The sequence below is a fragment of the Bythopirellula polymerisocia genome, from assembly GCF_007860015.1.
Taxonomy (GTDB): domain Bacteria; phylum Planctomycetota; class Planctomycetia; order Pirellulales; family Lacipirellulaceae; genus Bythopirellula; species Bythopirellula polymerisocia.
The window spans coordinates 85,895-110,742 of sequence record NZ_SJPS01000005.1; the positions used below are offsets into that span (position 1 = coordinate 85,895).

The following is a 24,848-nucleotide window of genomic DNA, read 5'->3' on the forward strand; positions in this document are numbered from 1 at the left end:
TGATTAATTGCGAAAGGCGCTGCCCTTCAATAACTTTCCCGCCCTCTCGTTTAGGCATTTTTCGCCGTCGAACACAACCCTACCCGCGACGATTACCTGCTGCAAGTCATTCCAATCAATTGTCGTCTGATTGCCATGTGTCGCGGGTGTCCTGAGGAGGAGCAGGTCGGCTGGTGTTCCCAGTTGTATTTGCCCCCTACCTGTGAGTCCAAGAAAATCTGCCACGTACTCTAGTTGCTTCGAGTACACATCGATGGGTATCAGAGTATCCAAATCACCTGGAAGTTGATGTTCATAAAACAAACGAAAGTTTAGACTTCCCAACGTATTACGCGTTGGATCAGGAATTGCATCGCTGAGCATGCCAAGAACTCCCTGCAAAATCGCAGAAGAGAGACTATCCATTTGTCTGCCCGGCACAGAACGAGTGGATTGTGCAGCGATGAAACCAAGATTGATTGTTAACTCCTGACTGTCAGATAATTGCTCCAAAGCAATCAACTCATCGTCGCTGGCGTAATCAACTCTGCCGATCAGTGTTGTCACTCCCACCCTCAGGCACTTCTCGACTTCCTTTGGAGTCGGTAACCTGCTGGGCGTGATGTGTGGCAGATAAGCAATTCTGCCCGGCAGACACAGCAGGCCATCCCCCGCGATGTTCGTTTTGCCGGTCGTGACATGCAGATCGCCCATGTCTTCGATAGTGCCGCCGGCGCCTGATGAGCAGGGGCCAACACCAGAGACATTGATCCCCAGATCGGCTACAAAACTATTTGCTAAATCACCATTTACGACTCGCACCTTGTTGATCATCAGATCAAATAAATAGTGCTCACTCGAGCGCGGCAGCTGATCATAATCAGCCGGGTCGGCATCTAGAAAACGATTAGTAGCGATCGCTTCGAGCACGTGGATCAATCCCATGAAATGCAACCTGACCAGCGGCGATGAATCGATACTTGTCCAGCCCCCGGCTTCGACCGTCAGAGTGGCGCTCCCCTGCTGCTGAACCCATTCGCCAAAGCAGCGGGGCATGTAGTCGGCGTCATAACGCGAGATCATCCCCTCGCAATGTGGCTGGACTGCCGAGAGAAATACGCTGGCCAGTCGCTTGGCCTGCTGAGTCCCTTCAGTTTGTGAATCCGCAGCATCGATAGGGGGAACCAGCAGCGATACGGCCGCCGGTTTTAGTCCGTCATAATCGACCGCAGTGCGCGGATTCTGATTATGCAGATTCAGCGCAAATTGGGGATGCAAACTCTCGACTAGATCGTGCAAAATTCGTCCTTCGGGACTGGCCAGGTGCAGGGCATCGCGATTGATATCGAGGTCCTGGGCATTGCGACGTTGGTATCGTTCTGCACCGTCGGGATTGAGCATTAGCACGAGACTGAGCGTACTCCCTTCGAGGATCGCCTGAGCAGTCTTGTGATCGGGGTCTCTCTGCAAGAAGCCGATTAGATCCAACAGGGCTGCTGTGTGAGTTGGCTCGTTGCCATGCATCTGCGACCAAGCCAAAACACGATTCGAGCCGGTACCGATGGTTGCACAAAGAATAGATCGGCCTTCGTAGGATTCACCAAGAGTCGATAACTCCATCGCCTCAGGTCGGATGGCTTGCAGCTCGGAAAGCATTTGCACAATGTGAGCATGGCGCAATTGGTGCGGTGGTGTGGAGTACTTTTGGAGGTTCTGGTATTCGTTCCACTTAAACATTGTACTTCCGTCGGATTTAATCTTTGCTGAAGTGCGTGACCGTGCCAGACAGGCACCGTTCAAGTCCCAGGTCGGTCTCCAATGCCAGGGCGCCGTCTTCATCGATACCGTGGCAGAGTCCTGACAATTGTCGCTTGTCTTGCTCGACTTGAATTGTTTGTCCAGTGAGCAGGCATCTCTTCTGCCAGTCTTTTCGAAGGTCCAGACATCCAGTGGCAAGGTTTTCCAGCCTCCCCGCTAAACTCTGCAGAATGCTGATCAAGATATCGGTTGGCCCGAGAGTCCGTTGAGCCAGATCACTTAAGGAAATCGCGAACCCGCGTAACTCAAGCGGAGCATGCTCGGCGGAGTTGTTCACGTTAATGCCGATTCCAATCACAACACGCGCGTGCCGACTGTCCGGCACTTCAACCAGGATGCCACAGACTTTGCAGCCGCGGAGATAAACGTCATTCGGCCATTTCAGTCTTGGCTTGACGTCGCCGAGTTCACGATCAATCGCATCGCAAACAGCAAGGCCAGTGGTCAGAGAAATAATTGGCCAACGGCTGGGTGGTATTTGCAATGCATCGCAGTTTATGAGCAGCGAAAACGTCAGCCCTCCTTCACCCGACCACCAACGGTTCTCCCCCCTCCCCCGCCCCGCCGTTTGATGCTCGGTCAGCACCAGAGTGGCAACTGGAATCTCAGGTAGGTCACGCACAAGTTTCAGGGCAGTGTTATTTGTCGATTCCAACTCGGTATGATAGTCCACGCGCGCAACAAATGTATCTGCGACGATGCGGGCCAATTCATCGGGCGAAAACGCTGGAATGTTAGATTGCTGTGAGTCGCGTGACGTCATGTGTAGATAAAAATGTGAAGATACTGGCTACACTCAAAACCATTTGTAGCCACAGAATGAACGCTGTTGAACCCAGCGGGTATGCGACGCAACCAAAAGAGTTTTCTCGCAGAGGCACAGAGAGAACCCATTTAATGCCCTGCTGTCTCCGCGTCTCTGCGAGAGTTCATCTTCCTTTCCAAACAATGAATTACGATATTTCTGAGATGTGCGGAGCGTATGGAACTCTGTAGCTAAAAACTCTTCCATTTCCAGTTGTTCTCCCCGAGTACAAGCAGATGATAACATCATCCACTAGAATTGGGAGGGATACCGATATCCACAACATGCAATTCGCCAAGGTATTCGGCCGCTGCTGGATTCCCAAAACCGATCTTCGGTGCGACAAAAGTGCATGTCAGATCAGCCCGGACTGTGCTAGATGCCGGCTGGCCTGAGTCGCAGTCGAGCCCGCTGGGGACGTCGACAGCCAGTCGCTTGGCATCCTGCCGGTTTATCCACTCGATTGTCGTACGATAAGGCTCGCGTGGCTCCCCTTCAGCACCAGTTCCCAAAAGAGCATCAACCAACCAGTCGGAACTTGCAGCCTCTTTGTCTAGAGCGTGATTGAGATCCTCGGCCTGGGACAAATTAACCACTGGGATCTTCGAATGCTCAAGTATCCGGTGATTCGTGAGAGCGTCACCACTGAGCTCGCTTGGCGGGGCGAGCAGCGCCACTTTGGCCGTCACGCCTCGAATTGCCAGATGCCGAGCGATGACGAAACCATCACCACCGTTGTTACCTTTGCCGCAGAGGATGAAGGCCGTGTGAGGCGTTGCCTCACGGCTGAGGAGTACGTCGACTACACCGCGGCCTGCGTTTTCCATCAGCAGGATACTCGGGATGCCGAGTTCGTCCGTTGCGCGTCGATCGATGTCACGTGCTTTTTGTCGGGTGAGTGGATCCATAAACGACATTATATCGCCACGGTTCCAATCATGCGACGGAACAAAGCATTGCTAAGGAATCGCGAAAGACGTGCCTGTAACGAAGGCTCCCTGATAGAATGCTGCTCGCCAGGTGAATGGTGTCGCCTCAATCAAGTACGGAGCACAACTGCCCGGACGGTAATGCCCCAAGGCGTAGATGCACTCATTGGGAGTTTCGATTCCCATCTTATATGGCAAGATAGGAACGCTGGTGAAGAAATGTACGCCTGACATGATCGGTTGCATGTACGGTCCCCAGGAGTGCCCGTATCGCTCTAATTGATTTTGTTCGAAGTACAACGGCTTATGACATAGAGCCGATGCTTTCCAGTTGTAGGTAATCTCTGGCCAAGAACGATGTGTCGCAGTCTCATTGCCGAAGGCACATTCGTAAGGGAAGTCTTCACCAGGGACTCCCTCCACTCGAATGTTCAAGTCGACACTGCTCACTTTATCGGCCTTGGCAGAAGCCAGCTCTTCCTGGCAATTCTTCTTTTCTTCAGCTGAACGATCAGTCCCAAACCGGTTATCGCGGAACTGGCTGGGACGCTTGGTCTTAGACTCTGCGTCTGGCACTTTCAAGTCAAAGGTAAAATCGTTTCTGCCACCTTCGCGGACTTGTGTCGACTCCTCTTGATCACCAGACGTGTCCTCGTCGAAATCATCGACTTCTAGAGTATCGATCATCACTTCAGGTTCATCTTCCGCTTCTTCTTCTCGCCGTTGACGCTCTTTATCAAGTGCCTCTTCGATCTCGTCGAGGTCGGAGTCGAGTTGTGGGATGGGGCCTTCGAGTGGTTCTTCGAATGGATCTTTCACAAGCTGCGCAATTCGGTCGTCGGCCTCAAAGGGATCGACCGTGTGCAATGGATTCTCCCTGGCTGAATTCTCGAGGTCCGGTTGCGATGATTCGAGATTAGAATCGGCAATAGGAATTTCCAATTCGGCAGCCAGTGAATCATCTGACTCCCAAGCAGAGACGACCACTGCAGGCTCACTGGTGGTTGCCCTTAGAGGGTTACCGGAATCAGAAAACCCTGGTTCTCGTTCCTGGCCGGGGCGTCCCCAGCCAAGGTCTCCAGCCTGTGCGGGAGCAAAAAAAGCGAATGAAAAGATGCCAACCGCTAGACTAGCGGCTAGCCAGCGAGCCAGCTCAATGCTCTTCAACTGAGGTAAACTCAGCGGTGTAATTCGGCGCTTCCTGCGTGATGGCAATATCATGGGGATGATTCTCCCGCACACTCGCTGGCGAAATCTGTATGAATCGGGCGTGCGTGCGCAGTTCTTCGATAGTTTTCGTACCACAGTAACCCATTCCTGCCCGCAGGCCCCCCACTAGTTGATAGAGGTAGGGACTCAACGGACCTTTGTATGGCACGCGGCCCTCGACTCCTTCGGGGACCAACTTGCCGTTGCCAGCGCCCTCGCCCGATTGGCGATAGCGCTCGCTTGAACCATGAACCATTGCCCCTAGCGAACCCATGCCTCGATAGGCCTTGAAAGTGCGGCCTTTATAAAGGACACGTTCGCCGGGACTTTCGTCCAACCCTGCCAGCAGGCCACCCAACATGACTACGTGGGCACCAGCCGCAAGAGCTTTTGTAATATCTCCTGAAAAGCGGATCCCGCCGTCCGAAATGACGCGAACCTTGGAACCCTTCGCCGCCTGAGCGACGTTGTAAACCGCTGTAACTTGTGGAACTCCGATACCTGAGATTACGCGAGTCGTGCAGATCGAACCGGGCCCGATTCCCACCTTAACGGCATCGGCACCCGCTGTGATCAGGTCGCGGCAACCCTCGGCCGTTGCCACATTGCCGGCAACGATCTCGATGTCCCACTTTGCTTTGATTTGTTTGACTGTTTCAATAACGTTCGACGAGTGCCCATGCGCGCTATCGACGACCAAAAAGTCGACGTCCTTGTCGATGAGGCTTGCGGCCCGCTCGAAATCGAACACACCGATTGCCGCACCCACACGCAAGCGTCCTTGGGCATCTTTGCAGGCCTGAGGAAATCGCCGCATCATATCGATGTCTTTGATCGTGATCAGGCCTGTCAGTTTGTATTCTTCGTCAACGAGCAACAGTTTCTCGACCTTTTTTGCCATTAAAATCTTCTCAGCTTCCCCAAGCGTTACAGTCCCCGTCGCTGTCACCAAAGGTTCGCTGGTCATCACTTTCGCGATGGGAAGACTGTTATCTTCGAGAAATCGCAGGTCGCGGCGCGTCAAAATACCTACTAGCTTGCCGTCTGCAGTGATCGGGATACCCGACACGTTCGATTCGTCCATTGTCTGCCGGGCGACAGCAACGCTAGCGGTAGGGGGAAGCGTGACGGGGTCCACGATGATGCCGTTGGCACTTCGCTTTACCTTATCAACCTCTTCAGTCTGACGTTCAACGGACATATTCTTGTGAATTACGCCGAGACCACCCTCTTGAGCCAGGGCGATGGCCATCTTGTTTTCGGTGACGGTGTCCATGGGGGAGCTGAGAATGGGAACCCGCATCTCAATCCGCTCAGTAAGATCAGTATGAAGGTCGACATCCGACGGCACGACTTCGCTGTAGCGAGGTTCAATCAACACATCATCGAAAGTCAAAGCGGTGGAAGCGGGCAGTTTATCCTGCATGGGGAGACTCCAATTCAAGGGGGAATCCCGCATTATCGGAAGCACAAGCTGAGTTTGCAACCGGGGACGCCGCGTGACATTCCCGCCTACGCAGGAAAGACAGGAACGGCCCGTATGCACGAAAACCACAGAGGCAATGGGGACTTACGTCCTCCGGCTCTCCCTTTACAATAAGAGGTATGCCTGCTCCACAAGTCCACCGCGACGCTGACGGCCGGCCCGACTTCATGGTCGTGCTGGGGGTGGCTCCTCCTTATGTAGAAGACGACGTCCGCGAGGCCTATTTTCAGAAGGCCAAGTTCCTGCATCCCGATCGGGGGGGAGATCCCCACGAGTTCAGCGCACTGCACGAAGCCTTTGAGCAGGCCAAGCAATATTTGGAATTCAAGCGCGACTCGCGCGGCTGGATCGCGAAGCAAATGGACGGGTATCTTCAGTCGAGAGAATTAGCCGATAAGTTGGTGTCATTTGGCGCTCAGGTCGAGACCAATGCGGTTGATTGGCTGCAACGCTCTTTTGGAGATTTCGCCGACTTGACCGAAGCGATCACCGCCGTGCGGCTCGAGAATTCTAATCAAGCCGAGCGAATGTTAAACGAGATGGTCAAGAATGCAGAAGCCCTGGCCAAGCTCGTGCGGTTGGAACTGCCAGGGTGTCAGGTGTCAGACCAGGGGGTGCTTCGCTGCGAAGTGTTTCAGCAGTTACAGCACATGGACCTGTCGCGCACGCCTGTAACCAAGACGGCACTAGCGATTGTCGATCGCTTACCCAACTTGGAGAGCCTAGAATTATTGGGCTCGAAAGTGTGGTGGTGGTCTCGGCGCAGAGTTGCAGCCGAGTTGCAAAGACGACGTGAAGAAAAGCCAGCAATTTTGAGGTAAGGCGAGCCGGAGATCATCGGCCGGAACGAGTAACACGAGTTTTGGCCTACTTTCATGCGGTCCTTTTTTGGTGTATTTGCCTCATGGAAGCAACCCCATCGGCCCCAACCCAACATCTTGCTCTTCATCGAATACGCCACCATCATCCACGCCATCTTTGTATGCTGAATAGATGATCCACCCTTCGTCAGTCCATTTGAGTTTGAGCGGTTTTCCATCAAACGGGTCAATAGTGGCCGAGTCTGGTAAATCGAGATCGGACAAATTAGTTGCTTCTACGCCATGGGCTTCTTTATAAGCTTGAAGGGCATTAAGGACTCGCAAACAGCGGATAAGAGCTAAGTCGCGATTCGCTGCCTCATGCCCACTTTCTATCGCAGGAAACAATAGTTGAATCAATGAATTGCTGATGGGAGTGCTATATGACTCATGCTCTAGAGCCGAGAATTCCTTGGAGGAGAGATACATAGGCTTCGCTGCGAGAGGAAGATAATTATTATAGAAGTCAATCATATCTGCTTGCAGGATTGTTCCCTGCCAAGTGACGGGAAAATGAGGGAATAAATCGATGGCCGCGCTCAAATTGAGAGCTCGTTCCGATTTCATGGTGCGTACAAACCAGTCGAGCTCATCATACTTGGCTAGCTCTATGCCGAGCGAGATCCGTGATTCGTCTCCAATGGGTCCTGAACGCAATGCACGATTAATAATGGAAATGGCATTATAACGAAGTGCCACCGCTACGAGTCCATTAACCAGTGCCGGTTCCTGTTCTTGCAAGCGGGAGAGCTGCATCACGAGAAGACCCGCTTGCACAGCTCCTTCCACATTTTCTTCGGCCAATAGGACCCGTGATTTCCAATCAAGCATGCGTGCGCAAGCTCGTACGTTCTGAGCTTTGTTTAGCAAGGTTTGCAGGAAGGGCTGGTAATCGAGTGAGTAGTCCAGTTGCGAAGCATAAGAGGTGCAATCTACAGCCTCTTGCAGTGCTGGTTCGATTGTCGGATATCTGTCCAATATCGTACGAATCGCTGCAATTTCCTCTGCAGAAGGTTGCTCTCCTTTGTCATCTTTTTCAACGTAGGATTCACCCAAAGGCGTTTTGAAAAACCGTCCATGGTCTTTGGCAAAAGCCTCGATCTCCGGTCCGATTTTCGCCATATAGGCTGCCCCATTCTCCTCGCCGGGGACAGGTGGGGGAGCCAACTCGACAATGCAGGTGGGTTCGCCCGCTGAGCGAAGTTTCTCAAGCCGGGCTGACAACCGATTAGCCCACAGACTTAATCCGACATAGGCCACAATGAAGACACCAACTAAGAAGAGAAAGCCGAAGCCGACACGCTTCCAGAATCGCTTGCGGAAGAAAAACACTTGCCCGGCTCCTTGAGATTGAGAGGTAGGGTGCTTGATTCAACTGGCGTATCGATCCTGCAAGATTGCGGACCCTACTCCTCCAGCAGAACGAATCAGGCTACCGCTCTATTCGCTGAGTTCCTTGCAGGCTTGCTAACCCCGACCGAATCTATAAAGAAATCTTCGGAAATCAAAAAAACCGAGGGTCGTCCGGAGACGACCCTCGGCGAGGGGGATCTTACACTTCTTATCGAGCAGGGCGAAGGACCACCCGGCGAGATCTAGTAGGTAAGGATGAAATCGCAGGCAGTCACGTTCTCATCGTAACCAGTGGCTGGAACCCAGTCCCAACGAGTTTCAGGTCGCATGATGAGGTTATCAAGCAACTTGACATTGACGCCTGTGGTCAATTCGTTGTTGGAAACCCCATCATTCCTCCACCATTCGATACGAGTACCGAAGGCGATGGCATCGCTCCAGTTGTAGAACAGGTACTGGTTAATACCAAGATCCTCTTCTGCATAGGCGATGGCCTGGTTGTCAATCCGAAGGTAGTCTGTTTGGAAGACGTAGTTCAGCTTGTCAGTCAGGCTGGCGGTCATGACGATGCTGTGAGAGTAGTCATCGTCACTGTTTGGGTTCGCGGGATTGAAGTTAGCACCACGCAAACCGATGTTGCCATAGGTGCAGGTATAGGTAAAGGCAACGTTGTCGCCCAATTCAGCCGTGAAACCACCCAGGTAGGTGCTGCCTGCATTGGAACTGGTGAAGCCAGTATCCCAACCTGCAGTCCAACCATTGTAGAGGGTGAGGCCTTCAAAACCAGTGTAGGTGCTCAACACACCGGTGTGAGTAAACGGCTCGGTGTTGAACATCGTCAGTGCATGGCTATAGAAGAAGTTGCCAGTGGCAGGTACGACTTCATATCCACAGATGGTGAAGAAGTGACCAACTTTGATCGAAAGATCATTCATGGCTACTTCACCGTACAACTGGGGAATAGCCCAGCCGTAAACACCGTTGTCCCAGCCATTGTCCCACTCTGCACCAGGATTGCCGAAAGCTTGAGTCTTCTGGGCATCGGTACCGTAGATGAAGTCACTGCGGAAACCGAGGTCAAACCCATTGGATCCATCAACGGTACGTCCAAAGTAGAACCACTGCTGCTGCAGATTCAGGTCCTTGGGAACGTCGTTGAATGACAAATTGTCACCTCGAACGGTCGAGAGCGGAGTCAATTGGTCATGATAACCGAATTGAGACCAGCCACCGATTTCCCATTGAGAATCATCTGCGAAACCCAAAGCACCGGCAAGGGTGAAGTTCTCTAAGCAACCTCCACCGATGCCACTGAAGAGTCCAGCACCACCAACTCCGCAACCGCAATCGCAAGGGTCGCCGCAATCACAGGGATCGCAGGAGCTATCGCAACTAGCTGGTTGCAACATTCCATCATTTGACCACTGCACGTTGCCCTCGACGGCGAACACTGGCGCCGCAGAAAACACTAGAGCAGCGATACTTGCTGTCCAAGTTCTTAATTTCACCTTAAAGCTCCTTCTGTTCTGCCCGTGTGCTTGTAGGTTCCAACCAACTTGTGCATCGGGGCAAGGTTGTATCTGACGAACTGAGGTCCCCTTGGACGGTCAGCAGGGGGACCGTATTCGCGGGTGATATGTCCGCCTCGCTCTCATGTATCGACTATGCCTAGAACGACAATCGAGCCGGTACTACACGATTCTCAGAGAAGAACAATGATTCCTCCTCGAAAATGGCAAACAGTGAGGGTTGTAAGGATTTTTGCTGCCCGCTAGCCATGAATGGCGGGATAGCGACGTCAAAGATCCCTCGTCAACGAAAGTGAAAAGTCACTTGTATTCAGGAAAAGCTGCGCGACCCGCAAGGTTTAACACGACTCAGCCAACGCCCAGGGGTTGCCACCACTGGGCGAAGTCAGCCCATCACTCCGGCAATCCAAAACGATATCCAACGTCGCGGATTGTATGAATAAACTGCGGCTGGCTCGGCGTGGGTTCGATCTTGCTCCGCAACGTGGCGACACAGCGATCGACACTCCGGCCACTGACAATGATCGACCTTCCCCATACGTGAGAGATGATGTCGCCGCGTGTGAGTGCCCGGTTCGGACGAGAGCAAAAGTACTCTAGTAACGCGTATTCCTTGCTCGTCAGAGGAATCTCTTGTCCATCACGGGTGAGCGTATGAGATGTGCGATCAAATAGCAGATCTCCGATCACCATCCGTTCTGCCATTTCGTTTCCCTGGCGACGTAAGAGCGTTTTCACCCGAGCCAGCAATTCTCGCATGCCGAACGGCTTGGTCATATAATCATCCGCGCCCAGTTCCAAGCCTCGCACGATGTCTTCTTCCTGCCCTTTGGCAGTGAGCATCAAGATCGGCATATCCAACATGGCCTGACGCACTCGCCGGCAGAGATCGTAGCCATTCATTCGAGGCATCATAATATCCAGTACCAACAGATCGGGAGGATCAGCCAGCACGTGAGCGATGCCTGCCTGGCCATCCGTCGCAGTTTGGACGTCGAAACCAGCTACCGCGAAATTGTCACTGAGTCCGCGAAGTAAAGTCGCGTCGTCTTCGACGATTAGAATTCTCTGCTGGTGCCCAACCTGACTCATCGATCCCCCCCCAGGCCAACTGTCACTCCACGTACTGTTGCGGATTCATTCTCAGTGGCTTTGATGTACTTTGGCAGGTAAAGAGTAAACGTACTGCCTGCATTCGACTGACTCTCGACCCGGGCTTTGCCATCATGTGAGCTCATGATTGCGGCCACGATGCTCAGCCCCAAGCCGCAACCTCCCTCGCTACGAGCCACGAGCTGGTCTACCTGATAGAATCGATCAAATATATGACGCGCTGAGCGGGAACTCAGTCCGATGCCGTTGTCCTGCACGGCGATGGTCACCTGGTCGCCCGATGTTGAAGAAGTGAGCGTGATTTCCTTTTTCTCACCAGAATACTTTCTTGCGTTTTCCAGCAAGTTGACCACCGCTGTGACTAGCGAATCCATGTCGCCCAAAACGAGTGCCTGGCCATTCGATTCGATGTGCAAGCAATCAGCATCTTCAAACCACCGCTCCCGAAAAATTGTTGAGGCCTGCTGGACCACGTCGCGAGCATCAATCACCTGGAAATCAAACCGTTGCTTGCCTCGTTCCAAGCGAGAGAAAGTCAGAAAGTTGTCGATCAGTCGTGTGAGTCGCGCATTTTCTTGGGAGATGAGTTCCAAATATTCGCGGACATTGATCCGCGAATTCTCGGGAACCACGCTCTCTTCCGCATCCAAGAGCGTGTCGACTAATAAGCGAATCGATGCAAGTGGCGTTTTGAGTTCATGGGAGACCGTCGCCACCAAGTCGTTCTTGAGCCGCGCTAAGCGTAGTCTTCGGCGCAAGGCTGAAGCCAGCAACCAACCCAACACGCAAGTCAGCGCGACTACCAATAATGCGATCCAGATATGGACTGCTTTGCGCTCTTGCGAAGTCTCGTCGAAGGGATCCCCGATGGTCATGAGCCCCAATCGCCAGCCCGCCAGCGAATTCCCCAGCGACGTGTCCATCAGTGCCTCAGAAGTTTCCTGAGGACCTGTCACGATGAAGTTGATGCTCTGAGGGAGTGCCAATCCCTCTGTCAAAGCGAGAATCCTCTCATGAATGGTCGCCATTCGATACAATCCCACCACGCGACCATCCCGCGACGCGCAGCTACAGATATCGGCCAATGGCGTGGTGTGTAACCTTGGCGCTAAGAAACCAGGCTCGTAAACGCTCATCGCCGCCGCAGCCAGTTGCTCGGCTGTCTGTGTGGGCAAATTTATTCTTTCGGATGTCAGCTCCTGGAGCATGGTCATTAAGAACCTTCTCTGGGGGGCTGATAGCGAATTCTCCCCGTATTCTCCGAGTCGTCGCTGAAGAGAACCGGCCACTTCATCCCACGCCTCCGTCTGCTGGTCCAATAATTCAAGCAGTCTCAACTCCGCCGCAGCGGAGAACGAACTTCCATGCGAGTCATGCAATCCTTCTTGCGCGCGCAGCTTGTATAGAACCTCAACTGCTGTGGACCGATCACTCGCTTTCAATAAACACCTTGCCTGGGCTTGCCAAGCTTGAGCAGTTTCGACTCCAGAAATCCCACTCTTTGCCAGTTCCCCATAAGCTTCAGCCGCCGCCGACCATTGTTGGCTAAACTCCAATTGCTCGGCCCGCTCCCACTCGGAATCCTTCTGGTTTGATTCGAATTTAGTCGTCGGTGCCGCGTCGGGGTAGACAATTCGACCTTTTTCGTCGCAGACGACGACACTATCAGCGACACTATTCAACACACCTTCGGCAAACACTTGAGCGGGGGTTGCATGGTCTAATAGCTCAGACAACTGCTCAAGCTTCTCGTTCCAACGGTCCACGACAACTTGGCTGGCAGACTGGAGTTGCGCCTGGTATGCCTCCGAGAGTCGCTGTCCCGTGGCAAGTCTCTCATTGCGAACCGCCTCGCGCATCATCCACACTGTCCCTACCGAAGGCACTAACACCGTCAGCAAGAGCAGCAAGATGGGCCACGCGAGGCGGTCGCCGTCAGAGCTCGTTTGCCAGAATCTTCGCATGAGTTTCTACTTCAACTTGAGCGTTGACAATATCTCCTCAAACTCTGGCATCCATTGCTCAAGCTGATCGGTCTCTACTGCAAAACGCACGTTCGCCGCCGAGGTCTTGCCAAAGATCGTAATCCGCTGGGCTGTCATTGCTCGATTGCCCTCCTCGAATTCGAAGGTCGCCTTCGCCGCCGGTTGGCCGCCTACCGTGGTAGTTTCAATCCCCGGCGGTTGCATCTTGAATTCATTAATCCGATTGCGATATTCCTCGATCGAAGCTTCCAACCAGGCCTCGGGAGAAGCATGGTCTTTCTGAATCCCGTCAAGGGGACCCGCCTCGATCCGCGTATTCGAGATCGACTCAGGATCAACGATCGAAGTCGTCGGGCTGGGGTCATCCTCTTTGCCGCTAGGGGTGTAGGCAAACCAATCTGGTGGAAGCGTGACTGAAAAATTCGGTTCCTCCACTTCCGTGCTCTTATCAAAAGGGCTTTCACGAATCTCGCTCAAACCCGCAGTCACCCCCCCGCCACGGAACTGGACGATGTACCGATGCTCGTCTGTAGAAATCCAGAAAGTCTGTCCAATACTCAGTTCCAGCCGAAAGCACTCAAAACTTCCCGCAGAAACCTCGATCGTCTCAAGTTTCGAAACGTTTAATTCTAGTGGGATCAGAATCGATCCCAATGTCGACACGATCTGCACAGTCGTCTTATAACCCACTTCAAGTGGCAGGCGACGAAACATCTCCGCGGCTTGCTCGTTGTCGAAGACTTGCCCCGTAAATTTTAGTGTCGTCGGTTCGGTCTGATTGGACGACTGGATCACGACCTGATCCTTCGCATAGGTCGCAGTTGCCTTGCCTAGCATGGTGTGTTTCCAAATGCTGCTAAGTGGAGCAAAGGTCTCCTTGTCGATCAGCACGCGACTTTTGCCCAACTGGCCATTCAGCACCACAGTCTGCCAAGTCTGGCACTCCCAATGAGAATGGCCTTCCTTCTCGATGGCGGAGACCCGATAGATTTGCTGTCCGACTCCCATACCGTTGGGGAGCTGCATTTCAAGTAGCAACTCGTCTCCATCTCCCCACGGTACTGGCAGTAACTCAGGTTCCCTTGGTAGCCTTTTTTGGGCCTCGGCAACGATGCCCGCTGCTTGGGGAAAGTTATCGATCACCGCCTGAAATGCTGCCTTCGCCTCGTTGGCCTTGCCTAGCTTGGCGTAACATAAGCCGATCCGAAACTGAGCTTGGGCGGCGACTTCCTGAGCCGCCTTACCTTCGACAACAACTTTCTTGTAGACCTTGATGGCCTGATCGAGATCACCAACCGTCTCTTCGGTGTAGATCCCCTTCTCCAGCAACTCCGACGCCGTGGCAGCCATAGCTGGACTCGCGAGGACAAAAATTGCCAAGCTGGCAAAAACAATCTGCCGATTCATCCGGCTCAGGTTGAATTGTGAACAAAACATTGCGTGCTCCTTTTCCTAGAGTAATCGAAATGGTGCCAGGACCAAATCCCTGGCGAATTGAACCCGAACATCAGGTGCAACGCTCTCTAAGATAGGAACTCCATGTTACCGCTGTGTTACCTTAATGTTCTCGAATTGTCCTATTTCAGAATTTCTTCCGCGAGATGCACCGATTGCACGATCTCAGTGCGAATACGAATGATTTTGCCGCTTTGACGATGAGGCTGAGAACGCACTCAGTGCGAATGCGTATGATCTGCGGCTTGTTTCCAGGCATCAATTTTCCATGATTTGCCCGAGGGTGGAGTGTTCACCCGAAGACATTGAATCATTACCGAGGAGGAGCCACCCTTATTGTCTATTGAATAGTCGATTGACACAGCGGGTTGAGATCGATTTGTATCAACGCTCATTGAAACGGCCGTAAAATCAAGCGGTCCACTCTCAGCCTGGGCACGAAGGTCCTCGACAAAGTGGTCCTTGCCCAACGCTTCAACAACATCTTCGATGGCAGGCTGAGATGGTTGACGATCTGCCGGATTGCCGCTCGCAGGATCAGGACGCGAGAGTCCTCCGATCGCACTTGGAGAGAGCTGGCCGAGAGCTTCCGAAAGATCCCCCTCGACAATAGTTTCGAACCAACGTTGCGCGGCTTGATCGGCCTGCTTCTTGTAGATACTAGCACTTACCGCGGACTTGACAGGGGCAACCACCAAGCAGAAGGTGCACAGAAAAAGTGCAATCTTGGCGAGCGTCATACCTGTAAGAATACCCGGTTGGGCGAGGATATTTCTGATCGCCAACAGCGCAACCGCCATTCCTGCTAGAGGGATAACAAAGAGCGGCGGAGCGATTAACGACAGGGGGGAAAACAGGCCCAACACAAGCGCTAGGATCGCCAAGCTACTCAGAGATCGATACGAAACAAGTTCGTCAGCATCATAAGCTTCCATGTTATTTGCTCCGGACTGAATCGTGACTTGATGCACTTCGCTAAACTAACGCTCTTATAGTCTTGGAACGCCTCAGCGAAACTAGGGATTACCTGCAGTAAATGTCTTGTCAATGTTCTCACCCTGGGCGAAGGCATTCGCAACCTGCCAAAAAGGCTTTCGCACATTGTTAAACACAGATACCGCAAAACCAGGGCTATCCGCGTATTTCCACTCCCCCGCTTTGATTGGTATGCGGTCGATCGTGTATGCGGCGAAGCTAGCGAACATCACTGCGACTAGAATCCCGACCAGAGGTCCGCCGAATTTGTCTACCAGTGGGATGAATCGCATCTTAGTGCGCGAGGTGCGGTCTGCAATGATGCGGGTTATCAGCACCGAAATCGTGAAGACTCCCCACACACCTGCAAAAACAAAGTACCAAGCGTTTGTCGGGCCTTTCCCCGCCTGCTCCGCGAGGAAATTTCCCGCCGGCACTCCGACAAAGATACCGAACAGGCCTCCTAGCGTGACACTTATCAGCGAGATGGCATTACTCCACAATCCTTCATTCACCGTCATCGCTACACCGGCGAAGAGTACAGCACAAATCAGTATGCCAAGGTAGAGCATTTGTTTTACCTATTTGAGTCAAGAAAATACAAAGTTATCTCATAAATCTGACTATCAATTAGCCTCAAGCCGCAGAGCACTATTGCTCTACTGCTGCAACACCCGGGTCAGTTCTTGCAGCGACGTAGTTCCTTGAGCCACCAGCAGGATGCCTTCTTCTTGCAAAGAGCGTTGCCGTGCCGCACGTGCGGCCTCTTTCAATAGCGAGAGCTTTGGCTGCTTTATCAATATTTCGCGCATTTTGTCATTAACGGTCAATAGTTCGAACAGACCTGTACGACCAACGTAGCCTAAGCCCTGGCAGGTCTTGCAAGGTTTTTCGATCTCTTCTGGTTTTGGGGGGCGATAAAGTTGCTCCACCTTGCCAGCCGGAATACCCAGCTTGCGGAGTACGTCGGCAGAAGGTGTGTAACCCACCTTGCAGTCGGTGCATAGCTTGCGGATGAGTCGCTGGTAAAGCACTCCCTTGGTGACTTTAGCAAACTCCTTGGCCGGCATCTTTAATTGCAAGAAACGCAACAGTGCTTCGGCAGCCTCTTTCGCCCGAATGCTCGTCACTACCAGATGCTCGTCCTGAATTTCCTTAAAAAGCAGCTTGGCAGCTTCCACGTCAGTCATGTCTCGCAGGACGTAGACATTGGGATAAGTTCGGATTAGCGTCGGAATAATCGTTGCTGGAGTTTCTCCTTTAGAGGCATCGTAGGTCGTGACGGAGATGTTCTGAAGGTCATGTTCGCGATTGGAGACTTCCTCGATAGCTGCAAAGTCCCGCATGAGTCGATCTGTCTCCTCCAACGAGACATTCATCATCGTGGTCAGTCCTCCACCGGGGAGCGAAGAAAAGATCAACAAGCCGGATTCGGCACCCATTAGTTCGGCCCACTGTTTTTGCAGGCCTTCCCGCATGCCGAGGTCCTCGTAATGTGCCATGTGCTGCTTCTCGCCAATACGCGAAATCACCACGCGTTCTCCCGTGGCGACCCCTTGCGTAACCACAGGGCAGATATAGGTTTTTCCCTCATACTTCGCACCGAATTGGCCTTGCTGTTTACTCTTGCGATCTTTGACATTCAGATTTGCCAGAGTCTTAATTACGGCCAACATTACGTCGCTCGATTCTCGGTCTCGCGGTTCGCCATTGTGCCAAACGCCGTCTATTTCGTAGCGAACCGTGACTCCTTGCTGAGTGAAATCGAGCATAAGTTTGTCTGCACGGCGGGACACAATACCTGCGATTGCCTCTTTAAGAAGCAAGTAGCCGGGTGATTGACGTGCGGCAATAAGGTTCACACTGTTGGTTGATGCGTCTTCAGCCCCCATTGCCATGAGATCGACTTGCACCCCCTTTTCGTAGTCGGCTTTCCTTTCCGAACTCATCTTGATTCCCACGCTACTGAGCATGCTAGCCATCGCATATCGCCACCAGGAACCAGTGAGCACGGTCTCATGCGGTTCGACATTCTTGTTGTGGACCAACACATAAGGAACCCAGGAGAACGCGAAAGTGAGGAACATCAACAATGCACGGAGCCATGTTGGTGCCGGCAGGAAAAACAAGAGGAACGTGATCAGCAAGAATGGGAGGTAATAGATGAGACTCCACTTGTGCCAGCCCAGGCCGTGAATTTGGTTGTCGCGATTGACCCAGTCCCCAGCCGCCACCCAAATCAAGAAAATCACTACCAACCCGATCAGCTTGAGAAGTACACCTAGGTTGAAACTTAAGGTGAGGGCACGTTGGGGAAAATCGAGTGAAGCGTCAGTAGTCGAGGGGGTCGATGCTGGTTCCTCTGCATCAACCGGTTGATCGTTGTTTGCTCCCACCGAGCTGGATCTTCCACTATCCAAGTCGTTGGAAATCCCCTGAGCGGCGGTTACATCCGCCAATCCCGCTTGGCCCCAAACAACTGCGGGGGCTAGCCAATTCTGCACAGCAACAATCAGCAATCCGGCAGCGGCAATCGCACGTAAAAATCCAGTCAGTTTTTGCATCAAATCATACCGCCTTGCGAAACATCAATTCCCTTGAGTGCCATTTTCAATTCTTCGCGATTGGGGGCAACCTCTAAGGCTACTTCTCGATCAATCAATTGGTCATCGACCAACTTCTTTAAGCTTTGCGTGAAATTCTGCATGCCGTCTTCCTTGCCAACGCGGATCGCACCGTTGAGACGGTGATCTTCCTCTTCGAGTACAAGCTTGCGCACCGTCGGAGAAAACGTCATGATCTCCACCGTGGGCACCCGGCCTACGCCCGGCTTAATCGACTTAAGCAACTTTTGGGCCACGATCCCCCTCATATTCATCGCAATCGCGCTTCGAAGGGCACTGTGCATGTCCTGTGGGAATAGGTCCAGAATACGGCCAATTGTCGAAGAAGCGGTACTTGCGTGTATGGTTCCAAATACCAAGTGACCGGTTTCCGCGGCGTGAATCGCCGTCATGAAGGTTTCCTTGTCACGCATTTCACCAACAAGCATTACGTCGGGATCTTCACGCACGGCATGCTTCATGCCAATTTCGAAATCGACTACGTCGAGGCCAATCTCCCTCTGGTTGATCAAGCATTTGTCTTCGGTGAACACAAATTCAATGGGGTCTTCGAGCGTGAGAATATGTTTGCGATAGCGCGCATTGATCCAGTTAAGCATCGACGCAATAGTGGTACTCTTGCCGGAGCCGGTCACACCAGCCAGTAGAATCATGCCTTGGTCATAGGTGCAGAGTCGTTCCATAGAAGGGGGCAGATTTAGCCCCTCGAAATCGGGGATCCAACTATTTACCCGTCGGGCCACCATGCCGATGTGCCCCAGTTGCTGCATGAGATTCACACGGAACCGCCAATTAGTGCCGTCTACATCGCACATGTGAGCAAAGTCGGCTCCACCATCGTGATCAAAAATCTTACGGCTTCGCTCGTTCATCAGTGGAAAGCAGAGCCGCACCATTTCCTCATCATCTACCGGTTCGCGATTCATTGGCCTCAATGATCCATCCACCCGCACCATGGGTGGGCGCCCCACCTTGAGATGCAAATCGCTTGCTTCGAGTTTGACGCACGCACGGAAAAGCTTGTTGACTTCCAGCTCTTGATGGCGGGCCACAAAACTATCGTAATCCGATTCGTTAATCGAAGATTTGCTAGGAGATTTAGACATGGTTGCCTCCGCCGATACCATCAAGCCGCCAGGCGCACGATCACACCATGCTCTGCCATCACGCGCTTGGTTTCTTGAATCGTAAACTCACCAAAGTGAAATATGCTTGCCGCTAATGCTGCGTCTGCTTTGCCGATCGTCACCGCATCGGCCAGATGCTGAGGGCACCCTGCCCCACCGCTAGCGACTACGGGGACCGACACCGCGCTACTGACCGCTGAAGTTATTTCTAAGTCATAGCCATCCTTAGTACCGTCGGCGTCCATACTCGTGAGCACGATCTCGCCGGCGCCGAGACTTTCCACTTGCTGCGCCCAGTCCACCGCTTCCAAGCCGGTGCCAATGCGTCCTCCATTGATAAAGACTTCCCAGACTTCGCGCCCCTCGCAAATCACTCGTTTCGGATCGATGTTCACTACGATACACTGCTTGCCGAAACGCAAGGCGGCCGCCCGCACAAACTCTGGGTCTCTCACGGCTGCCGAATTGATCGAAACCTTGTCGCACCCTGCCAACAGAAGTTGCCGGATATCGTCGAGATTTCGAATTCCTCCTCCCACCGTCAGAGGCATGAACACCTGCTCGGCGGTGCGTCGCACTACGTCAAGCATGATGTCACGGCCTTCATGGCTGGCACAGATATCAAGAAATACCAACTCGTCGGCCCCCTCCTTTTCGTAGCGGGCCGCGACTTCGACTGGATCCCCCGCATCGCGGAGCTTTACGAAATTGGTCCCCTTCACCACTCGGCCACGGTCCACATCCAGACATGGGATCACACGTTTGGCAAGCATGGCAGAACGAGTTCCGAAGAAAAATGAGGAAGGCGTAGGGAGGAAACCGCCGAAGTCTCCTAAACCCTTTAGTTTAAGTACGAAAAGGGGGGCGGTCAACTAAGGGAGAAACATTGGTAACACCCGCACCTTTTCCATAACTCGATCAAGAGGGATTGATAAGTTGCGCTAGCCCGATATCAATGGAGTCAGAGTTACAAGCGAGGCACGGTCAGGCCGCCATCAACCACCAGGACATTGCCTGTTGCATAAGAGAGTTCACCTCGGGCGAGTAATCCTACTGCCTTACCTACATCCTCCGGGGTCCCCCAGCGTGGTTCAAGAGTCAGCCCCTCGGCAATTCGCTTGTTGTAAACTTCAGCTACACCACTGGTCATGTCTGTACGGATTACTCCCGGACGCACTTCAAATACATCGATTCCGTATTCGGCGAGCCGGATCGCCCACAATTGCGTAGCCATCGAAATGCCTGCCTTCGAGATACAATAGTCTCCTCTGTTGACCGAGGCCAGGGCTGCAGAGACCGATGTGATATTCACGATCATCCCGGCAAAGGTACTTTCCCTCTGACGTTGCTCTACCATCCAGCGTGCGACTTCTTGAGTGAGAAAGTATGGCCCACGGAGATTGATCGCTATCAGTCGGTCGAAGCTTTCCTCAGTGGCGTCGAGCAGATCTGTCCGTACTTCGGGAGCCACGCCAGCATTGTTCACCAACAAATCGAGTCGACCAAAGCGTTCGCGAATCTCATTCAGCATTTGGGATCGGGCAGCGGCATCAGCCACATCCGCTTGACAGTACAACACTGTCGCGCCAAGAGACTCTATTTTTTCAAGTGAGTCTGCGACTTCAGGTTCTTCGCGCCGACCGTTCACAGCCAAATCAAACCCGCTCTCTGCCAATTGAAGGGAGATTCCCAGACCGATCCCGCGGGTTCCACCCGTCACGAGTGCTACTTTTTTGGCTTTCGCTGCCATGTTTTCATCTCACTACTGGATAGGACCAAAAAAAGTGTAATACGGATGACCCTTTGCTTCGCGCCCCAGCATTAGTGCCAATTCTCGCATGTGATAGTCGCCCCACATACTCGACTCGCCACAGGGCACTTTCCGCTGGGGAGGAATATAATCCCAGCCATTGGGACGGTGATAGACCGAATGCATCAATAAGCCCTCATGCTCAGAGTTCGTCGAGAGATAAAGGTCATCCAGCAATGTTTCGGCTACTGTCAATGCCGCTTGCCGATAGCGGGTGCCGGTTGTTTCACCTCGCTGGGAGAGATAATTGCCTAGTCGCAATAAGCCCTGGGCCGCAATCGCAGCAGCTGAACTATCGACCGGCTCGAAATCGTTAAATGGCTCGGCAGGCCTACTAAGATAATCGCCCATGTTAGCCAGTCCCGGTGCTCCTGTATCCCAATAAGGCACTCCACACACTGGGGTCTGTTCGATGTAGAAATCACATGTCGCACGGGCAGCTTTAAGAAAGATTGCCTCTATCGTCGCACGACCACCAACCTCTTCCAATTCTTCATCCCTGCGCGTGGCAAGCCACTCTAGTTGCTCGGGAAATCCAACCATCGCCCATGAAAGTCCTCGGGTCCAAGTACTAAATGCGGAGTAGCCCTGCTGCGTAGAAGGGCAACGATACTCGCCGTTGTTCGTGTTGAACACCGACTCATGGGCAGTGCGCCCGCAAATGTCATACGCATCGCGTTGCGCTCCGTACCAAATGTTGTAATTGGCCGTAGTAGTGGCATGGTGCACAATCCGCTCAAGCAATGAAATCTTTTCGTCTCGTTCTCCCATGAGTGCGTGTCCCAATTGGTGCGACACTGCCAAGGCCCGACAAGAACGAATCGTGTCGACAAATAGCGATTGTGGACCATTGAACGAGTAGATGTATCCACCTCCATCCCGAGTGGCCGACCACCGAGCTGCTTGAACAGCACCTGTGACTTTCAGAGCGAGTTCATAGAAGTGGCGTTCCCAGGATTCTTCTGCAAACCGCCCTTCGTTCATCAGCCGCCAAAGATTTCCGTAGGTGCTCACATTGTTGAACCCATGGTCGTGGACTCCCACATGTGTCAGATGAGGGGCCATCACCTCGGTCGTCCGCTGGCGTCCAAGTTCCAAAAATCGCTCGTCCCCGGTTGCGTCGAACTGCAATAGCGCCGAGCCATATTGAAAACCTTGCGTCCATTCGGTCCATCCCTTGGCGGTATATTTGCCAGCAATCGTAAATACAGGCGACGCGGAACCTGGCGGACAACTCGCCTCAACCGCATTGATTGAGCCGCCCGAGGCCTCCCAGAAAACTTCGAGTCGAGGCAATAGATCGGTCGCTTGGATTTCTTCGTTAATATCAATCATGTTCGACTAAGTCTTTCTAGTTGTCATGCATTAAGAGTCCGCTGCCCCGTATGACGCTTCACTCAAGCACTGGCGGTGAGCCGAAGCTACATTCGCATGTCGAGGTACCGAAATCAGATTATCCCAGACATTTCCCCTTGCGAAACCCTTCAAGAATCGAAAAATAAGACACGTGGTTGAATTCCAAGCCTGCTTGTGTTCTTAGTTTGTCATTTTGTCTCGTAGCTTTTCCCTCAAAATCTGAGAGTTCCTCGATGATTAGAGCAATCCTTTTGTTCGCCGTTTTAATGAACCTCCTGACACAGCTTGCCTCGGCAGAGGTATCCGTGGCGGACTTTGACTCGATTGAAGTATTTACTCTCACGAATTCCAATGGAATGGTGGTCAAGGCTACCAACTATGGTGCGATTATCACCAACATCGAGGTTCCTGACCGTAAGGGGAACGTTGCCGATATTACCCTTGGCTATAACGATGTCTCGGGCTACATGAATGCCGTCGACAAACCCTATTTTGGCTCAGTGGTCGGTCGTTATGGCAATCGCATCGCCAAAGGCAAATTCACACTCGATGGCACGGAGTACACGCTCGCAATCAATAATTACCCCAACTCTCTGCACGGCGGTATTATCGGATTTGACAAAGTTGTCTGGGATGCAGAGATCGTCGGCGACAAAGCAGTAAAGTTCTCTTATCTAGCCAAGGACATGGAGGAAGGCTATCCCGGCAACCTCAACGTGAGTGTCACTTATACTCTCACTGACGAGAACGAAATCGTGATCGATTACCATGCGACAACCGACAAATCCACGCCAGTGAACTTGACGCAGCACGCCTATTTTAATCTCAAGGGTGAAGGTGAAGGCACGATTCTCGATCACGAACTTAGGATCAACGCCGATCTTTATACTCCGGTGGACAATATCCTCATACCCACGGGCGACCTTGCGCCTGTCGACGGTACTCCGTTCGACTTCCGCGAAGCCAAGAAAATTGGCCAGGACATTGATCAAACAGATGACCAACTTAGTTACGGCGGAGGCTATGACCACAACTGGGTTCTGAATCGCGAGAAGCGTGATGGCGAACTCGAACTCGCAGCTAGGCTATACGAGCCAACTTCAGGACGCGTGCTTGAGGTGCTTACCACTGAGCCTGGTATACAGTTTTACTGCGGTAATTTCTTGAAAGGAAATCTAAAAGGCAAGAGCGATAAGCCCTACGTCTATCGTGGCGGTCTGGTCCTTGAAACGCAGCACTTTCCAGATAGCCCCAACCAGCCGAATTTCCCTACCACTATTCTAAAACCGGGCGAGACGCTTGACTCGCAAACCGTATTCAAGTTTTCGGTAGATAATGAGTAACTGCCACCCACGGCTCAGTGACTATTCCAATACCAATTGCACCTTCAAACCGCGAATTGGAGCAAGTTTCCCCGACTCAAGCCTCTGTGGTAATTGACGGTTTAGCCTGACCGTCTGGATTCATCGCAATGAAGCTCTGATGGATCCCTCCGCCGATGTCGTTGAGTTTGGTCTGTAATGAGTCTAGAAACTCATGCAAGCCGATGGCAATAATTTCGTCGACCGTAGAATAAGCCAGTTCACTACGAAGTTGACCGAGTTGCTTCTCGGCAATGTTCCAGAAGGTGCCTTGCGGCGACCCGGAGATTGAATGGAGTGATCGAAAAGCAGTATCGACACAATGCATAATCGCACGTGGAAACTGGCGGTCGAGCACCAGGAACCCAACCACTCGCTTCGGCGTGATGCCGTGATGACGTCTGCGAAACATCTCAAATCCGCTGACACTTCGCAGCACGGCCGACCACTGCAAATCATCAATCGGAGTTCCCACGTCTGCGACGCTTGGCAGCAATGTGAAATACTTTACATCGAGTATCCGCGATGTCTTGTCGGCCCGTTCCAGAACTCGGCCGAGACGTGAAAAATGCCATGCTTCCCCTTGTGAAAACGTCGTTACCGTAATTCCCACGAAGAGATGGCTAGAATTCTTGACGTGAAGGTAGAAATCGTTTGGCGACTCGGGCAAACCGGCTCTCGCAGCATCGCAAACCGTGAGATAAAACTGGTTAAGTTGCTCCCACATTTCAGATGAGATCGATTCCCGTACGCTTCGCGCGTTTTCACGGGCCGCCTGCACACAAGAGAGGATCGATCCAGAGTACTCAGGGTCGAAAGTAAGAAACTGCGTTACATTTTCACGCGTCGGCTTCCCGTAATGCTTTTCAAAGTATTCCTGATCACCAGACGCATAAACCAACGCCCCCCATTGCTGCTCAGAGCCTCGAGGCAGGTCGAGCGACATGTTGTGAGTCACGTCAACAAAGCGAGCCAGATTTTCTGCCCGTTCGACATAACGGCTCATCCAATAAATTGAATCGGCAACACGGCTAAGCATGTGAATAGTAGTTCGTGGTTAGCGGTTAGTGATGA

21 protein-coding genes are annotated in these 24,848 nt (G+C 52.6%); 3 read left to right on the top strand and 18 right to left on the bottom strand.

Annotated elements, in window-relative coordinates:
• Window positions 1-3 precede the first annotated feature (3 nt).
• From Pla144_RS16300 to guaB, 5 genes are all read right to left on the bottom strand, one after another.
• Window positions 4-1,716: a M14 family zinc carboxypeptidase gene (locus Pla144_RS16300; protein WP_197530747.1), complete on the bottom strand. Its 1,713-nt coding sequence runs from the start codon at window positions 1,714-1,716 to the stop codon at window positions 4-6.
• 16 nt (window positions 1,717-1,732) lie between these two features.
• Window positions 1,733-2,560: a biotin--[acetyl-CoA-carboxylase] ligase gene (locus Pla144_RS16305; protein ID WP_146451769.1), complete on the bottom strand. Its 828-nt coding sequence runs from the start codon at window positions 2,558-2,560 to the stop codon at window positions 1,733-1,735.
• Window positions 2,561-2,847: 287 nt separating this feature from the next.
• On the bottom strand, window positions 2,848-3,519 hold the full coding sequence (locus Pla144_RS16310; protein ID WP_146451770.1) for an NAD(P)H-hydrate epimerase: 672 nt from the start codon (window positions 3,517-3,519) through the stop codon (window positions 2,848-2,850).
• A 42-nt stretch (window positions 3,520-3,561) separates the two neighbouring features.
• The gene (locus Pla144_RS16315) at window positions 3,562-4,752 is read right to left on the bottom strand and encodes a hypothetical protein (protein ID WP_146451771.1); all 1,191 of its coding nucleotides are present in this window, start codon (window positions 4,750-4,752) and stop codon (window positions 3,562-3,564) included.
• Window positions 4,685-6,166: an IMP dehydrogenase gene (gene guaB, locus Pla144_RS16320; RefSeq protein ID WP_146451772.1), complete on the bottom strand. Its 1,482-nt coding sequence runs from the start codon at window positions 6,164-6,166 to the stop codon at window positions 4,685-4,687. The genes Pla144_RS16315 and guaB overlap by 68 nt, the downstream gene beginning before the upstream one ends.
• A gap of 179 nt (window positions 6,167-6,345) precedes the next feature.
• On the opposite strand from guaB, the gene Pla144_RS16325 reads away from it, so the two are divergent.
• On the top strand, window positions 6,346-7,047 hold the full coding sequence (locus Pla144_RS16325; RefSeq protein WP_146451773.1) for a J domain-containing protein: 702 nt from the start codon (window positions 6,346-6,348) through the stop codon (window positions 7,045-7,047).
• An 81-nt stretch (window positions 7,048-7,128) separates the two neighbouring features.
• On the opposite strand, the gene Pla144_RS16330 is transcribed toward Pla144_RS16325, so the two are convergent.
• Window positions 7,129-8,418, bottom strand: a complete 1,290-nt coding sequence (locus Pla144_RS16330; RefSeq protein ID WP_146451774.1) for a hypothetical protein — start codon at window positions 8,416-8,418, stop codon at window positions 7,129-7,131.
• Between the two features lie 30 nt (window positions 8,419-8,448).
• On the opposite strand from Pla144_RS16330, the gene Pla144_RS16335 reads away from it, so the two are divergent.
• Window positions 8,449-8,685 carry a hypothetical protein gene (locus tag Pla144_RS16335; protein WP_146451775.1) on the top strand — a complete coding sequence of 79 codons (237 nt, stop codon included), beginning with the start codon at window positions 8,449-8,451 and terminating at the stop codon, window positions 8,683-8,685.
• Here the strand turns inward: Pla144_RS16335 and Pla144_RS16340 are convergent.
• The 11 genes from Pla144_RS16340 to Pla144_RS16390 form a co-directional block, all read right to left on the bottom strand.
• The gene (locus Pla144_RS16340) at window positions 8,682-9,947 is read right to left on the bottom strand and encodes an outer membrane beta-barrel protein (protein WP_146451776.1); all 1,266 of its coding nucleotides are present in this window, start codon (window positions 9,945-9,947) and stop codon (window positions 8,682-8,684) included. The genes Pla144_RS16335 and Pla144_RS16340 overlap by 4 nt on opposite strands.
• A 414-nt stretch (window positions 9,948-10,361) precedes the next feature.
• Window positions 10,362-11,060 (bottom strand): response regulator transcription factor, encoded by a 699-nt coding sequence (locus Pla144_RS16345; protein WP_146451777.1) that lies wholly within the window; start codon window positions 11,058-11,060, stop codon window positions 10,362-10,364.
• Window positions 11,057-13,045 (bottom strand): sensor histidine kinase, encoded by a 1,989-nt coding sequence (locus tag Pla144_RS16350; RefSeq protein WP_231936408.1) that lies wholly within the window; start codon window positions 13,043-13,045, stop codon window positions 11,057-11,059. The genes Pla144_RS16345 and Pla144_RS16350 overlap by 4 nt, the downstream gene beginning before the upstream one ends.
• A 6-nt stretch (window positions 13,046-13,051) precedes the next feature.
• Window positions 13,052-14,503 (bottom strand): DUF3108 domain-containing protein, encoded by a 1,452-nt coding sequence (locus Pla144_RS16355; RefSeq protein WP_231936410.1) that lies wholly within the window; start codon window positions 14,501-14,503, stop codon window positions 13,052-13,054.
• Window positions 14,504-14,739: 236 nt separating this feature from the next.
• On the bottom strand, window positions 14,740-15,456 hold the full coding sequence (locus Pla144_RS16360) for a hypothetical protein (RefSeq protein WP_146451778.1): 717 nt from the start codon (window positions 15,454-15,456) through the stop codon (window positions 14,740-14,742).
• A gap of 81 nt (window positions 15,457-15,537) precedes the next feature.
• The gene (locus Pla144_RS16365; protein WP_146451779.1) at window positions 15,538-16,068 is read right to left on the bottom strand and encodes a CvpA family protein; all 531 of its coding nucleotides are present in this window, start codon (window positions 16,066-16,068) and stop codon (window positions 15,538-15,540) included.
• Between the two features lie 87 nt (window positions 16,069-16,155).
• Window positions 16,156-18,060, bottom strand: a complete 1,905-nt coding sequence (locus Pla144_RS16370) for an ATPase, T2SS/T4P/T4SS family (RefSeq protein WP_146451780.1) — start codon at window positions 18,058-18,060, stop codon at window positions 16,156-16,158.
• Window positions 18,060-19,226 (bottom strand): type IV pilus twitching motility protein PilT, encoded by a 1,167-nt coding sequence (locus tag Pla144_RS16375; RefSeq protein ID WP_146451781.1) that lies wholly within the window; start codon window positions 19,224-19,226, stop codon window positions 18,060-18,062. The genes Pla144_RS16370 and Pla144_RS16375 overlap by 1 nt, the downstream gene beginning before the upstream one ends.
• 20 nt (window positions 19,227-19,246) lie before the next feature.
• On the bottom strand, window positions 19,247-20,020 hold the full coding sequence (hisF, locus tag Pla144_RS16380; protein ID WP_146451782.1) for an imidazole glycerol phosphate synthase subunit HisF: 774 nt from the start codon (window positions 20,018-20,020) through the stop codon (window positions 19,247-19,249).
• A gap of 194 nt (window positions 20,021-20,214) precedes the next feature.
• Complete coding sequence (locus tag Pla144_RS16385; RefSeq protein WP_146451783.1) at window positions 20,215-20,997, bottom strand: 3-ketoacyl-ACP reductase; 783 nt, start codon at window positions 20,995-20,997, stop codon at window positions 20,215-20,217.
• Window positions 20,998-21,009: 12 nt separating this feature from the next.
• A complete protein-coding gene (locus Pla144_RS16390; protein ID WP_146451784.1) occupies window positions 21,010-22,392 on the bottom strand; it encodes a glycoside hydrolase family 88 protein in 1,383 nt (460 codons plus the stop codon).
• Window positions 22,393-22,646: 254 nt separating this feature from the next.
• Here Pla144_RS16390 and Pla144_RS16395 point away from each other — a divergent pair, with 254 nt between their 5' ends.
• The gene (locus tag Pla144_RS16395; RefSeq protein WP_146451785.1) at window positions 22,647-23,756 is read left to right on the top strand and encodes an aldose epimerase family protein; all 1,110 of its coding nucleotides are present in this window, start codon (window positions 22,647-22,649) and stop codon (window positions 23,754-23,756) included.
• Window positions 23,757-23,832: 76 nt separating this feature from the next.
• Here the strand turns inward: Pla144_RS16395 and Pla144_RS16400 are convergent, their stop codons facing one another.
• The gene (locus tag Pla144_RS16400) at window positions 23,833-24,813 is read right to left on the bottom strand and encodes an alpha-E domain-containing protein (protein ID WP_146451786.1); all 981 of its coding nucleotides are present in this window, start codon (window positions 24,811-24,813) and stop codon (window positions 23,833-23,835) included.
• Window positions 24,814-24,848: the final 35 nt, after the last annotated feature.

What these genes read in the sequence shown, in the direction of transcription:
- Pla144_RS16300 (WP_197530747.1), bottom strand. Translation starts at nt 1,716, where the DNA reads ATGTTTAAGTGGAACGAATACCAGAACCTCCAAAAGTACTCCACACCA.
- Pla144_RS16305 (WP_146451769.1), bottom strand. Translation starts at nt 2,560, where the DNA reads ATGACGTCACGCGACTCACAGCAATCTAACATTCCAGCGTTTTCGCCC.
- Pla144_RS16310 (WP_146451770.1), bottom strand. Translation starts at nt 3,519, where the DNA reads ATGTCGTTTATGGATCCACTCACCCGACAAAAAGCACGTGACATCGAT.
- Pla144_RS16315 (WP_146451771.1), bottom strand. Translation starts at nt 4,752, where the DNA reads ATGATATTGCCATCACGCAGGAAGCGCCGAATTACACCGCTGAGTTTA.
- guaB (WP_146451772.1), bottom strand. Translation starts at nt 6,166, where the DNA reads ATGCAGGATAAACTGCCCGCTTCCACCGCTTTGACTTTCGATGATGTG.
- Pla144_RS16325 (WP_146451773.1), top strand. Translation starts at nt 6,346, where the DNA reads ATGCCTGCTCCACAAGTCCACCGCGACGCTGACGGCCGGCCCGACTTC.
- Pla144_RS16345 (WP_146451777.1), bottom strand. Translation starts at nt 11,060, where the DNA reads ATGAGTCAGGTTGGGCACCAGCAGAGAATTCTAATCGTCGAAGACGAC.
- Pla144_RS16350 (WP_231936408.1), bottom strand. Translation starts at nt 13,045, where the DNA reads ATGCGAAGATTCTGGCAAACGAGCTCTGACGGCGACCGCCTCGCGTGG.
- Pla144_RS16355 (WP_231936410.1), bottom strand. Translation starts at nt 14,503, where the DNA reads ATGTTTTGTTCACAATTCAACCTGAGCCGGATGAATCGGCAGATTGTT.
- Pla144_RS16360 (WP_146451778.1), bottom strand. Translation starts at nt 15,456, where the DNA reads ATGGAAGCTTATGATGCTGACGAACTTGTTTCGTATCGATCTCTGAGT.
- Pla144_RS16365 (WP_146451779.1), bottom strand. Translation starts at nt 16,068, where the DNA reads ATGCTCTACCTTGGCATACTGATTTGTGCTGTACTCTTCGCCGGTGTA.
- Pla144_RS16370 (WP_146451780.1), bottom strand. Translation starts at nt 18,060, where the DNA reads ATGCAAAAACTGACTGGATTTTTACGTGCGATTGCCGCTGCCGGATTG.
- Pla144_RS16375 (WP_146451781.1), bottom strand. Translation starts at nt 19,226, where the DNA reads ATGTCTAAATCTCCTAGCAAATCTTCGATTAACGAATCGGATTACGAT.
- hisF (WP_146451782.1), bottom strand. Translation starts at nt 20,020, where the DNA reads ATGCTTGCCAAACGTGTGATCCCATGTCTGGATGTGGACCGTGGCCGA.
- Pla144_RS16385 (WP_146451783.1), bottom strand. Translation starts at nt 20,997, where the DNA reads ATGGCAGCGAAAGCCAAAAAAGTAGCACTCGTGACGGGTGGAACCCGC.
- Pla144_RS16390 (WP_146451784.1), bottom strand. Translation starts at nt 22,392, where the DNA reads ATGATTGATATTAACGAAGAAATCCAAGCGACCGATCTATTGCCTCGA.
- Pla144_RS16395 (WP_146451785.1), top strand. Translation starts at nt 22,647, where the DNA reads ATGATTAGAGCAATCCTTTTGTTCGCCGTTTTAATGAACCTCCTGACA.
- Pla144_RS16400 (WP_146451786.1), bottom strand. Translation starts at nt 24,813, where the DNA reads ATGCTTAGCCGTGTTGCCGATTCAATTTATTGGATGAGCCGTTATGTC.